Genomic DNA, 12251 nt, shown 5'->3' with positions numbered 1-12251 from the left:
TTGGCGTCATTTTTGTCAAAGTCTGACCATCAACAAGAAAACGCCTCTGCATTGAAATACATGTTGGGCGCAACGGCACAGAGCAACAGACAGGGAGATCATCCATGAATCCAACAACGACACAAACCATTAAAGACCTGATCAGCGAATTCAGTAACTGGCTGAGTAAGCGTTTCGATCAGACTGCGGCATGGGTAACCAAATTATCCTGGTGGAAGTTTTTACTGTTCGCCGCTATCACCATGCTCGCAGGGGCAATACTGCAAGACATGCTGTTTACGTCGGAAGAAAGTGTTGTCGTCACAAAAAACGTTCCATCAAAAAAAGCAAACAAGAAAGCCCAGGTCATTGACAACGATACCAGCATAGAAATCGACGACACCGGGATCCGCATCCGCAAGGCCAATTCGAATGGCAAAGGCAAGCAAATCGAAATTGATGAAAATGGCATCCGCACAAAAAGTGATATCGATTTAACGTCGGGCGGTAACACATCACCGACGCCCGAGGCTCCGGGCGTTCCTGCCACCGCGGCCAGCCCTGCAACGCCCGCAGTACCAGCAACACCGGCAACACCTGCTGTAACTGAGAAAACAAGCCCGACGACAGAAGATATACACATAAAACTTCCTCCCGAAGTCGCCAAAGAAATCAGTGAAGATATCAATAATGCAGTGGCAGATGCGGCCGATGAAGAAGTGCGCAGCTACAAAAAAACATCATCGAAATGGTTTGTTAATTTTGTTCTGCTTCTGGTATTCGGGCTTTTCGGCATGAAAATACTGATGGGCGGCAAAGTCAGAGCTGAAGAAAAAGCGGAAGAAGCCGGTCTCGCAGCAGAAAGAGAATCCTTACTGCGTCAGGTCAGCGAAGCCAAGATGCAAATGATGCAGGCACAGGTAGAGCCACATTTTCTGTTCAACACACTGGCGTCTGTCGAGCACTTGATTGAAACCGACCCACCTCGCGCAGCAGCGATGCAACGCAGTCTGATCAGCTATCTGCGCGCTGTCTTGCCGCAGATGCGCGAGAACGCATCCACGACGAATCTGGGACGCGAAGCCGACATGATCAAAGCTTATCTCGATCTGCTGAAAATGCGGATGGAGGAAAGACTCAACGTCGACTTTGTTATGCCGGAAGGCTTACGCAGCGCATCTTTCCCTCCGATGATGCTGCAATCGCTGGTAGAAAATGCGATTAAACATGGTCTCGAATGTAAAGCCGAAGGTGGCACAATTAAATTCAGAGTCGAGGTCGCTCACAACAAGTTGCGCGTTTCCGTCACCGATGATGGCCTGGGATTTGGTGCAATGCCAAGCAACGGAACAGGACTTGGTCTGCAAAATATACGTGAACGCCTGAAACTGATTTACAAAGAAAAAGGACAAATGATCATTACACCGAATCAACCCAGCGGTGTTTGCGTTACCATAGAAATTCCTTACGAATTAGCCAATTAATAATCATGATGCCAACCGCAATCCTTGCAGATGATGAACGACTGATGCGCGAGCAGCTAAGGTCACGCCTTGAACAAGTGTGGCCAGAACTGCAAATTCTGGACGAAGCAAAAAATGGAGAAGAAGCAATACAACTGGTTGAAAAACACCAGCCTGATCTGATTTTCCTCGACATACGAATGCCAATCAAAACAGGACTTGAGGCGGCAAAAGAAATCGGCAACAAAGCTCACATCGTATTCATTACCGCCTACGATCAGTACGCGATTCAGGCCTTCGATCATGGCGCGGTAGACTACGTATTGAAGCCAGCAGATGTGGAGCGGCTCAGTAAAACCGTAGAGCGCCTGAAATCAAGATTAAAGGCCCATGATCAGCCGGCAGACATGAGCAATATGTTGTCGCAACTGGCAAAACAAATGGGCATGTCGAAACCCAACTATCTACAATGGATACAAGCATCCATCGGACAAGAGTTACGCTTAATTCCGGTTGAAGAAATACTCTTTTTTCAGTCAGACGAAAAATACACGCGAGTACAAACGGCAAATTATGAAGCCCTGATCCGTAAACCCGTCCGTGATTTATCGGAAGAACTGGATCCGGCTTTATTCTGGCAAATCCACCGTTCGACACTGGTCAACGCAAAAGCAATTTCCGGCGTAGTCAGGGACTTGCGCGGCCGCCATCTGGTACAAGTCAAGGGTCTGACAGAAAAACTGGAAGTCAGCAGAAGCTTCGTCCACTTATTTAAACAGATGTAAAAAATCTACACAGATTCACCACCATCAATAAAAAAGCGCCAGATTGACTGGCGCTTTTTTTATATCGTTGAATACCAACGTCAGTTATAAGATTTTCGTTCCTACCCACCACGCAACCGAAGCGACAAAAGCCGACGCTGGGATAGTTAATACCCACGCCCATACGATGTTGCCGGCAACACCCCAGCGCACGGCGGACATTTTTTGCGCGGAACCAACACCGACAATCGCCCCCGTAATTGTATGCGTCGTCGAAACAGGGATACCCAGCGCTGTCGCAATAAATAAGGTAATCGCACCACCAGTCTCTGCGCAAAAACCGCCAACTGGTTTGAGCTTGGTAATTTTTTGCCCCATCGTTTTTACAATACGCCAGCCACCAAATAAGGTGCCAAGACCGATCGCGGTATAACAGGACAAAATGACCCACCATGGCGGCATAGCGTCATGGGTGCTTGAATATCCACCGGCAATCAGCAACATCCAGATGATGCCCATGGTTTTCTGTGCGTCGTTACCACCATGTCCAAGGCTATACATAGAAGCGGAGATCAATTGCAAACGCCGGAACCATTTATCGACTTTCATCGGCGTTGAACGAACAAACAGCCAAGACACCAGCAACATCATCAGAGAGCCGAGTATGAATCCGAGTAAAGGCGAAACAATGATAAAAGCGATCGTTTTAATCAATCCGGCCGACACCAACGCAGTCGTACCTGACTTAGCAACTGCGGCGCCGACTAAGCCGCCAATCAACGCATGCGATGAAGAGGACGGAATACCAAAATACCAGGTCACGAGATTCCAGAACACCGCTCCTACCAGTGCGCCAAAAATAACATAATGATCAATTGCCCAGGGCTGTATCGTTCCTTTGCCAATCGTAGCCGCCACCGTCAACGGAAACACGGTCACCGCCAGAACATTGAAGAACGCGGCCATCGCCACCGCCTGCTGAGGCTTTAATACTCCGGTAGAAACAACGGTCGCAATCGCATTGGCTGCGTCGTGAAAGCCGTTCATAAAATCAAATAGCAATGCCAGCACAACCAAAGCTGCGACGACATAAATGCTGATTTGTAAAGTCTGCATGAAATTTACTCTGCTTTATACAGCTCCCGATTCTCCGGGAGCCAGGTTATTCATTTGAGAGAGTGAAGTAGACAGATCCGGCTCAGAATACTGGCCGGATCAATATCTACTGTTAAGCGTTTTCGACGATGATGCCTTCGATAATATTCGCGACATCTTCACAACGATCGGTAACAGTTTCCAGAATTTCGTAAATTGCTTTCAATTTAATCAGATTGCGAACATCCGGCTCATCGCGGAACAGCTTCGACATCGCAGCACGCATTACGTGATCAGCATCCGATTCCAGACGATCAATCTCTTCACAAATCGTCAGAATCTCGCGTGAATTATTCATGTTATGCAACAAGGCAACGGCCGCTTTAACCTTTTCCGCACAGGCCAGGCACAACTCAGCCAGTCGCTTTGCTTCAGGTGTAATTTCACGGATATCGTAGAGCGAAATGGTCTGCGCAGCGTCTTCCTGCAAATCAAGTATGTCATCCATACGCGTAATCAGCTTATGAATATCATCGCGGTCAAGTGGCGTAATAAACGTTTTATGCAGCAACTCTATTGTATTGTGAGTCACTGTATCTGCTTGCTTTTCGATGCTCTCGATCGCATGCACCCTGCTTTCAAGATCATCAAAATTGGTCATCAAGGCAAGCATTTCTTTTGATCCTTTAACACACAGATCTGCATGCTGATTAAATAATTCAAAGAATTTGCCTTCCGTAGGCATCAGGCGTCCAAACATTTTTTTCTCACTGAAATTTGAAACAAATTGGAATATTTTTGTCAGGGCACAAGCTAATTACACCTGACAAACTGAAGAAAGACATTTAGTGAAATGTACTCACTGGGTAAAAATTATTCTGCATTACTCATTATCGCCATACACCGACAACGAACCGACGTAATTATCAAACTTGGTATATTCACCAAGGAAAGTCAGTCGCACGCTGCCAATTGGACCGTTACGCTGCTTACCGATAATAATTTCGGCAGTACCTTTATCGGGAGAGTCTGGGTTGTAAACCTGATCCCGGTAAATAAACATAATCACGTCGGCATCCTGTTCAATCGCTCCCGACTCACGCAAATCTGACATCACAGGCCGCTTATTCGGGCGCTGCTCCAGCGAACGATTTAACTGAGAAAGTGCAATGACCGGACAATTTAACTCTTTTGCGAGGCCTTTAAGATTTCGTGAAATCTCTGAAATTTCGGTTGCCCTGTTTTCACCCGCAGAATTCGCCGACATCAACTGCAGGTAATCGACGATAATCAAACCAAGCTTGCCACACTGACGGGCCAAACGTCGCGAACGCGCACGCAATTCGATAGAACTCAGCGCCGGAGTTTCATCTATGTATAACTGCGCGTCATTCATTTTTTGAATGGCATGCGTCAACCGAGGCCAATCTTCGTCGCTCAACTTACCAACGCGCAAACGGCTCTGATCCAGTCGCCCAACAGAACCAAGCATACGCATCGCTAACTGTGCGCCGCCCATCTCCATTGAAAACACCGCCACCGGCAGGCCGCTGTCAATTGCGACGTTTTCGCCGATATTGAGTGAAAACGCCGTTTTACCCATAGATGGACGACCAGCAACGATAATCAGATCGCCTGGCTGCAAACCAGAAGTCATCTTATCCAGATCAACGAATCCAGTTGGAACACCGGTGATATCGTTCTGGTTATCACGGTTGTATAACTCATCGATACGTTCTACAACCTGCGTCAACAAAGGCTGAATTGCCTGAAAACCCTGCGCTCCGCGCGCCCCCTCTTCAGCAATCGCAAAAATTTTGGACTCTGCCTCATCCAGCATTTGCTTGACTTCTTTACCCTGAGGGTTGAAAGCACTGCCAGCAATTTCATCTGAAACCGTGATCAGTTTGCGCAACACACCACGATCGCGGACAATTTCAGCGTAGCGGCGAATATTTGCAGCCGAAGGTGTGTTTTGCGCCAGCGCATTCAGGTAAGTCAAACCACCTGCGTCTTCGGCCTTTCCCATGCCATTCAAGGCCTCGTAAACAGTAATGACGTCTGCTGGCCTTGAAGAATTAATCAGTTTTACAATGCACTGAAAAATAATTCTGTGATCATAACGATAAAAATCTTCCTCGCCGATAAAGTCGGCAATACGATCCCAAGCGGCGTTATCGAGCAAGAGGCCACCAAGGACAGATTGCTCTGCCTCAATGGAATGGGGGGGGACGCGAATCGCATCAAGTTGTGGATCAGTAGCGGCTTTCATGGCGCGCATTATACCTGCTAAATCAAATTACAAATAACGACTAAAGGCGACAAAGTACGGTGTGAACAATAAACATCAATAAACAAAATTGTTTATATAATTTTACGCTTACCATAAAAAAAGCCGGGGAAACCCCGGCTTTTTTTATATCTAGCTGACAGCTAATTATGCGTGTTCACCAACAACTGATACATTCACGTTAACTACAACGTCAGTATGCAGTGCAACGGAAACAGCGTGATCACCTGCCGTTTTCAACGGACCTTGTGGCAGACGAACTTGTGCTTTTTCAACAGTGAAACCAACTTTAGCCAACGCTTCAGCGATGTCAAAATTAGTTACTGAGCCGAACAAACGACCATCAACACCAGATTTTTGTGAAATCTGAACTGTAGAACCTTCCAGTTTCTCGCCTTGAGCCTGAGCTACAGCCAATTTTGCTGCTGCTGCTTTTTCCAGCTCAGCACGTTTCGCTTCAAATTCAGCGATTGCGGCTGCAGTCGCACGGCGAGCCATGCGTTGTGGAATCAAAAAGTTACGTGCATAACCATCTTTAACACGAACTACATCACCAAGATTGCCGAGATTAACGACTTTATCCATCAGAATAACTTGCATATTTTTCTCCTAATACCTGTCGTCAATTACGCTGTGTGCAGATCAGTGTAAGGCAACAACGCTAAGTAGCGTGCGCGCTTGATCGCTGTATCAACTTGACGTTGGTACAGTGCTTTAGTACCAGTCAGACGTGCAGGCATAATTTTGCCGTTTTCTTGCACGAAATCTTTCAATGTGTCGATATCTTTGTAATCAACTTTTTCTACATGTGCTGCTGTGAAGCGGCAGAATTTTTTGCGTTTGAACAAAGGGTTTTGTTGTTGACGCTTTTGCTTCAATTTGCTTTTATCAAATTTTTTACCGAATGCCATTTGTGGCTCCTAATCTAGTAAATTTGCCCGTATTTCATTGATATGAAATACCAGACTTTTGCTGTTGCGATTTTTGCGTGCTAAAAAACCCGTGAATGCAATCTCAACATCTAAAGGCAGTTCGGAGAATTTTCCTGAAATTTCACCTGCAGCTTGTGCGGAAATTTCAAATTCAACCAATCGCCCCGTTCCGGCTTCCACCTGCTGCGAACTGTGCATCAATATTGCTGATGCTATTGGTATCCCAGCTGGCGTGTAACGTATCGCTGATTTCTCTATGATACGAGCCATCACTGTCAGTTGATTCACTGTTTTTTATACGACCTTTTTCAAATCAAATGAATTAAGCAGCTGGTGCTTCAACGCGCTGTGCTTTAGCCGCGTCTTCTTTTTGAACAGCTTTCATCATTGGAGATGGTGCTGTTTCAGCTTTTTTCATTTTGACTGTCAGGTGACGCAGAACGGCATCATTGAATTTGAATGCTGTTTCCAGCTCAAGCAATGTTTCTGCATCGCACTCAATGTTCATGCAAACATAATGTGCTTTAGCCAATTTTTGAATCATGTAAGCCAATTGACGACGGCCCCAGTCTTCAACGCGGTGAACCTGACCACCACGTGCAACAACGCTAGCTTTGTAACGTTCGATCATTGCAGGAACTTGCTCGCTTTGATCGGGATGTACAATAAATACGATTTCATAATGACGCATATATTCTCCTTGTGGACAATAAAAATAGCCTGCCTCGGCGTCAAGACGAGTGCAGGAAGAGGAAAGCCGACGATCATAACGCACTTTTCCGTTTTATTCAATCAATTCAGTACAGAGCTAATCCGATGGTATTAGATTGCACATAGCCACAAAATTTCCTTGCACTTCAGAGCGCACTGTATAAAAATACAGACTGTTTTTATATACAGCGTAATGATCTACGTTCACACAAAATGCTTAAGCTGACAGCCCGACAAGAGCAGATCCTGAATTTAATCAAAGATGCCATTCAAAATACAGGCTTCCCGCCGACCCGCGCTGAAATAGCGGCTGAGCTGGGCTTTCGCTCCACCAACGCAGCGGAAGAGCACCTGCAGGCACTCGCAAGAAAGGGCGTGATTGAAATAGCGCCCGGAACATCGCGCGGCATACGCCTGCTGGAGTCAGAATTATCAAGTCACATCACAGGTCAACAACTGGCGTCATCACAATCTGTTTTTTCTCAGATAAACCTGCCACTAATCGGGCGAGTTGCGGCCGGATCGCCAATACTCGCATCAGAACACATTGAAACCAGCTACCAAGTAGACCCTGCACTATTTTCTGCCAAGCCAGATTTTCTTCTCAAGGTTCGCGGCATGTCTATGCGTGACGCAGGCATACTCGATGGCGATCTGTTAGCAGTAAAGAAGACTGATACTGCAAGAAATGGGCAAATTATTGTTGCCAGGCTTGGCGATGATGTGACTGTCAAGCGCTATAAAAAAACCGGAAATTCTGTTGAATTAATTCCTGAGAATCCTGACTACTCAATTATCAAAGTAAATGAAAACGAGGAAAATTTCTCACTGGAAGGACTGGCTGTCGGGCTGATGCGAAATTGGATCTGATACTAAGAAAATCAAACGAAAATATATTGCTATCAATGACGCTTAGATAAAATCTAAATAAAAAAAACGCCCGAAAATTCGGGCGTTTTTTTATCCATACAACATTAATGCTTCACGACAGCAAGATCAGCAGAAGGCTCACTTGATCCAGCAGCAACGGGAATTTCCGCATCAACCAAAGGCTGCGGCTGACGCTCCAAAGCGATTTCCAATACCTTGTCTATCCAACGCACCGGGATAATTTCCAGTTTATTTTTTACATTGTCCGGGATTTCAGCCAGATCCTTTGCGTTCTCCTCCGGAATTAAAACAGTTTTAATTCCGCCGCGATGCGCTGCCAGCAACTTCTCTTTCAAACCACCAATTGGCAATACCTCGCCGCGCAAAGTGATCTCACCTGTCATCGCAACATCTGCCCGCACAGGAATCCCGGTGAACACAGATACCAAAGCAGTCGTCATTGCAATACCAGCAGAAGGACCGTCTTTAGGTGTCGCCCCTTCAGGTACGTGAATGTGAATATCACTCTTCTCAAAGACATCAGCCTTAATGCCCAAGCGCTGAGCCCGGCTACGCACAACCGTGCGGGCAGCTTCGATCGACTCCTTCATGACATCTCCTAAGGTCCCAGTGCGGATAACACCGCCTTTGCCGGGCATAGAAACAGCCTCGATAGTCAAAAGATCGCCGCCAACTTCCGTCCATGCAAGACCAACTACCTGACCAATTTGATTATCCTTGACCGCAACGCCAAAATCGTAACGGCGTACACCCAAATATTTATCCAGATTTTTGGAGGTAATCGTCGCTTTTTTCTCACTCTTCTTCAGCAAAAGCATTTTGACGACTTTACGACATATCTTGGAAATTTCGCGCTCCAGCGAACGAACGCCAGCTTCCCTTGTGTAATAGCGAATAATGTCTCTGATCGCACTTTCTGCGACCGTGATTTCAGTTTCTTTCAGGCCGTTATTTTTAATTTGCTTTTGCAACAAATAACGCTGAGCAATGCTGGTTTTTTCATCCTCTGTGTAACCAGAAAGACGAATCACTTCCATCCTATCCAGTAAAGCAGGCGGAATATTGTACGAATTAGATGTCGCGACAAACATCACGTCAGACAGATCAAAATCGACTTCAATGTAGTGATCCGAGAACGTATGATTTTGTTCAGGATCAAGCACCTCCAGCAATGCGGACGAAGGATCGCCACGGAAATCCGCCCCCATTTTATCGACTTCATCCAACAAAAAAAGAGGGTTGCGAACACCGACCTTGGCCAGGCTCTGCAAAATTTTTCCAGGCATAGAGCCTATGTAAGTGCGACGATGTCCACGAATCTCTGCCTCGTCACGCACACCACCAAGCGCCATGCGAACGAACTTGCGATTTGTTGCCCGGGCAATCGACTGACCGAGAGACGTTTTACCTACACCCGGAGGTCCAACCAGACACAGAATCGGAGCTTTTAACTTATCTACGCGTTGCTGAACAGCAAGATACTCGAGAATGCGCTCTTTAACCTTATCTAAACCGTAATGCTCATCCTCCAGAACCTTCTCAGCGTTCGTCAGATCATTATTTACTTTGGATTTTTTCTTCCAAGGCAAACCAACAATAGTATCAATATAATTTCTGACAACTGTTGCCTCTGCAGACATCGGTGACATCATTTTGAGTTTTTTCAACTCATTAAGAGCCTTGTCGCGAGCTTCTTTCGGCATTTTGGCAGCAATGATTTTTTTCTCAAGTTCATCGATATCTGCACCCTCTTCGCCTTCGCCCAGCTCTTTCTGAATCGCTTTCACTTGTTCGTTCAGATAGTACTCACGCTGCGATTTCTCCATCTGACGCTTCACGCGACCACGGATACGTTTTTCCACCTGCAAGATATCGAGCTCGCCTTCAAGTTGCCCAAGCAGATGTTCAAGCCTTTTGGCTACACTGAAAATTTCCAGGATCACTTGCTTTTGCTCCAATTTCAGAGGCAAGTGTGCCGCAATCGTATCCGCAAGACGACCGGCGTCGTCAATGCCAGAGAGAGAGGCAAGAATTTCAGGTGGGATTTTTTTGTTCAGTTTTACGTATTGATCAAACTGTTGAACAATTGCACGACGCATCGCCTCAACTTCGGAATCATCTTCCTCAACTGCTGCAACCGGCGTCACTTCAGCACTGAAGTGTGATTCAGAATCATGAATCTGGTGAATGCGGGCGCGCTGCGCCCCTTCAACCAATACTTTTACTGTGCCATCAGGCAACTTCAACATTTGCAAAATATTGGCTATACAACCAATTTCATAAATATCGTCAGCCGAAGGCTCGTCCTTCGCAGCGGCTTTTTGAGCAGCAAGCATAATGCTTTTACCCTGCTCCATTGCAGCCTCCAAAGCCTTAATGGACTTTGGGCGCCCCACAAACAGCGGAATAACCATATGGGGAAATACAACCACGTCACGTAATGGCAGCAGCGGCAGTTGAATTTGCTCGGTAATTGAAGTAGTTGTCATGGCGCACCTTTCATAAATACTAGTTGGTAATGTTGGCGCACAAGGCTAAAACACAAGCCCATTATCAGAAAAAACAATAAAAAAGCTACGCAGAGAGCTCCCCCGGGTAGCTTTACGGCTGAAGCCATGTTTTTTCCTACTTCATTCTACTTCGATTAAAAAAAATGCGGTGAATAACCATAAAAAAAAGGGGATATCTCCCCTTTTTTTGCAAAAACTCAAGCTCCGGACACTTTGGCTTGCTCGTGATAAATAAGCAAAGGCTTAGCACCGTTAGTGATAGTCCCCTCATCAATCACCACCTTTTCAACATTTTGATGGCTAGGCAGATCGTACATAATATCCAACAATGCATGCTCCAGTATCGATCTCAAACCACGCGCACCAGTTTTACGGGCAATAGCTTTTTTCGCAATTGCCTGCAAAGCAGCCGGACGTATCTCAAGCTCAGTGCCCTCCATTTCCAGCAGTTTTGCATATTGCTTAATCAGCGCATTTTTGGGCTCAACCAGGATCTGAATCAATGCCGCCTCATCGAGTTCGTTGAGCGTTGCAATCACAGGTAAACGCCCAACCAACTCAGGAATCAAACCGAACTTAATCAAATCTTGCGGCTCCGCATCCTGCATCATCTGACTTGCGCTCTTTTCCGTCTGACTTTTAACGCTGGCTGAAAAACCAATACTGCTACGCTCTGATCTGTCTGAAATAATCTTTGCAAGACCATCAAAAGCACCGCCACAAATAAACATGATATTCGTGGTATCGATCTGAATGAAGTCTTGATTTGGGTGCTTGCGACCACCTTGCGGCGGCACCGATGCCATCGTGCCCTCGATCAGCTTCAGCAGAGCCTGCTGCACGCCTTCACCAGACACATCACGTGTGATCGAGGGATTGTCAGATTTACGGGAAATCTTATCAATCTCATCGATATAGACGATACCCTTCTGAGCACGTTCGACTTCATAATTACAGTTCTGCAGTAATTTTTGAATGATATTTTCAACGTCCTCACCAACATAACCAGCCTCGGTCAAGGTCGTCGCGTCTGCGATCACAAACGGTACATTCAACATGCGAGCAAGCGTCTGCGCCAGCAACGTTTTACCTGAACCGGTAGGACCAACCAGCAAAATATTACTCTTGGCGAGCTCTACATCATCCTTTTTACCCAGATGCTTCAGACGCTTGTAATGATTGTAGACAGCGACCGCCAGAATACGCTTTGCATTAGGCTGACCAATCACATACTGATCTAATAAATCGGTAATTTCCTGGGGAGTTGGCAGCTCAGTTTTCGCGCTCGCTATATTGTCAATTTCAGATACTTCATCGCGAATAATGTCATTGCACAAGTCTATGCACTCATCGCAAATAAAGACCGAAGGCCCTGCAATCAGCTTCCTAACCTCATGTTGACTCTTTCCGCAGAATGAGCAGTAGAGCAGTTTTTCACCGCTGGAGGATTTTTTATCGGGCATAGTACGAATATGAGAAAAACAAAATAAATATAAATCGGAACGAAGAGCATATTACCTGCAAAAACAGTTTTCGTCATTGCGTGCACAAGATCCAGAAGTACCTGAGAAATCGAATAATTTAGAAAATAAATAAAAAACGCCCGAACCTTTATG

General features: G+C 46.0%; 12 protein-coding genes. 3 read left to right on the top strand and 9 right to left on the bottom strand.

The features are described 5' to 3' along the window. Positions 1 to 104: 104 nt before the first annotated feature. On the top strand, positions 105 to 1463 hold the full coding sequence (locus Undi14_RS15595) for a sensor histidine kinase (RefSeq protein WP_200181409.1): 1359 nt from the start codon (positions 105 to 107) through the stop codon (positions 1461 to 1463). A gap of 8 nt (positions 1464 to 1471) precedes the next feature. After that, positions 1472 to 2227 carry a LytTR family DNA-binding domain-containing protein gene (locus tag Undi14_RS15590; RefSeq protein ID WP_186883785.1) on the top strand — a complete coding sequence of 252 codons (756 nt, stop codon included), beginning with the start codon at positions 1472 to 1474 and terminating at the stop codon, positions 2225 to 2227. Between the two features lie 84 nt (positions 2228 to 2311). Here the strand turns inward: Undi14_RS15590 and Undi14_RS15585 are convergent, their stop codons facing one another. From Undi14_RS15585 to rpsF, 7 genes are all read right to left on the bottom strand, one after another. After that, positions 2312 to 3322, bottom strand: coding sequence for an inorganic phosphate transporter (locus Undi14_RS15585; RefSeq protein ID WP_200181407.1), 1011 nt, complete (start codon positions 3320 to 3322; stop codon positions 2312 to 2314). Positions 3323 to 3434: 112 nt separating this feature from the next. After that, positions 3435 to 4061 carry a DUF47 domain-containing protein gene (locus tag Undi14_RS15580; RefSeq protein ID WP_186883677.1) on the bottom strand — a complete coding sequence of 209 codons (627 nt, stop codon included), beginning with the start codon at positions 4059 to 4061 and terminating at the stop codon, positions 3435 to 3437. A gap of 123 nt (positions 4062 to 4184) precedes the next feature. Next, positions 4185 to 5573 carry a replicative DNA helicase gene (locus Undi14_RS15575; protein WP_370589963.1) on the bottom strand — a complete coding sequence of 463 codons (1389 nt, stop codon included), beginning with the start codon at positions 5571 to 5573 and terminating at the stop codon, positions 4185 to 4187. A 165-nt stretch (positions 5574 to 5738) separates the two neighbouring features. After that, the gene (gene rplI / locus Undi14_RS15570; RefSeq protein WP_186883679.1) at positions 5739 to 6191 is read right to left on the bottom strand and encodes a 50S ribosomal protein L9; all 453 of its coding nucleotides are present in this window, start codon (positions 6189 to 6191) and stop codon (positions 5739 to 5741) included. 26 nt (positions 6192 to 6217) lie between these two features. Then, on the bottom strand, positions 6218 to 6502 hold the full coding sequence (gene rpsR, locus Undi14_RS15565; protein ID WP_110252960.1) for a 30S ribosomal protein S18: 285 nt from the start codon (positions 6500 to 6502) through the stop codon (positions 6218 to 6220). A 9-nt stretch (positions 6503 to 6511) separates the two neighbouring features. Continuing rightward, complete coding sequence (gene priB / locus Undi14_RS15560) at positions 6512 to 6793, bottom strand: primosomal replication protein N (protein WP_234030644.1); 282 nt, start codon at positions 6791 to 6793, stop codon at positions 6512 to 6514. Positions 6794 to 6845: 52 nt separating this feature from the next. Further along, positions 6846 to 7214: a 30S ribosomal protein S6 gene (gene rpsF / locus Undi14_RS15555; RefSeq protein ID WP_186883681.1), complete on the bottom strand. Its 369-nt coding sequence runs from the start codon at positions 7212 to 7214 to the stop codon at positions 6846 to 6848. A gap of 233 nt (positions 7215 to 7447) precedes the next feature. On the opposite strand from rpsF, the gene lexA reads away from it, so the two are divergent. Next, positions 7448 to 8104 carry a transcriptional repressor LexA gene (lexA, locus tag Undi14_RS15550; RefSeq protein WP_186898496.1) on the top strand — a complete coding sequence of 219 codons (657 nt, stop codon included), beginning with the start codon at positions 7448 to 7450 and terminating at the stop codon, positions 8102 to 8104. Positions 8105 to 8208: 104 nt separating this feature from the next. Here lexA and lon read toward each other — a convergent pair whose 3' ends face one another. Together lon and clpX are read right to left on the bottom strand one after the other, a co-directional pair. Beyond that, positions 8209 to 10614 (bottom strand): endopeptidase La, encoded by a 2406-nt coding sequence (gene lon, locus Undi14_RS15545; RefSeq protein WP_186883682.1) that lies wholly within the window; start codon positions 10612 to 10614, stop codon positions 8209 to 8211. 218 nt (positions 10615 to 10832) lie between these two features. Beyond that, a complete protein-coding gene (clpX, locus tag Undi14_RS15540) occupies positions 10833 to 12098 on the bottom strand; it encodes an ATP-dependent Clp protease ATP-binding subunit ClpX (protein ID WP_200181403.1) in 1266 nt (421 codons plus the stop codon). Positions 12099 to 12251 lie beyond the last annotated feature (153 nt).

The sequence above is a fragment of the Undibacterium sp. 14-3-2 genome (assembly GCF_016595265.1).
Lineage (GTDB): Bacteria > Pseudomonadota > Gammaproteobacteria > Burkholderiales > Burkholderiaceae_D > Undibacterium > Undibacterium aquatile.
The sequence above is the reverse complement of the archived record's forward strand: the minus strand, read 5'-3'. Positions and strand labels throughout refer to the sequence as shown.

Bases quoted from the DNA above. Each gene is read 5' to 3' on its own strand.
- Undi14_RS15590 (WP_186883785.1), top strand. From the start codon at position 1,472: ATGCCAACCGCAATCCTTGCAGATGATGAACGACTGATGCGCGAGCAG.
- Undi14_RS15585 (WP_200181407.1), bottom strand. From the start codon at position 3,322: ATGCAGACTTTACAAATCAGCATTTATGTCGTCGCAGCTTTGGTTGTG.
- rpsF (WP_186883681.1), bottom strand. From the start codon at position 7,214: ATGCGTCATTATGAAATCGTATTTATTGTACATCCCGATCAAAGCGAG.
- lon (WP_186883682.1), bottom strand. From the start codon at position 10,614: ATGACAACTACTTCAATTACCGAGCAAATTCAACTGCCGCTGCTGCCA.
- clpX (WP_200181403.1), bottom strand. From the start codon at position 12,098: ATGCCCGATAAAAAATCCTCCAGCGGTGAAAAACTGCTCTACTGCTCA.
- rplI (WP_186883679.1), bottom strand. From the start codon at position 6,191: ATGCAAGTTATTCTGATGGATAAAGTCGTTAATCTCGGCAATCTTGGT.
- Undi14_RS15580 (WP_186883677.1), bottom strand. From the start codon at position 4,061: ATGTTTGGACGCCTGATGCCTACGGAAGGCAAATTCTTTGAATTATTT.
- lexA (WP_186898496.1), top strand. From the start codon at position 7,448: ATGCTTAAGCTGACAGCCCGACAAGAGCAGATCCTGAATTTAATCAAA.
- Undi14_RS15575 (WP_370589963.1), bottom strand. From the start codon at position 5,573: ATGAAAGCCGCTACTGATCCACAACTTGATGCGATTCGCGTCCCCCCC.
- Undi14_RS15595 (WP_200181409.1), top strand. From the start codon at position 105: ATGAATCCAACAACGACACAAACCATTAAAGACCTGATCAGCGAATTC.
- priB (WP_234030644.1), bottom strand. From the start codon at position 6,793: ATGGCTCGTATCATAGAGAAATCAGCGATACGTTACACGCCAGCTGGG.
- rpsR (WP_110252960.1), bottom strand. From the start codon at position 6,502: ATGGCATTCGGTAAAAAATTTGATAAAAGCAAATTGAAGCAAAAGCGT.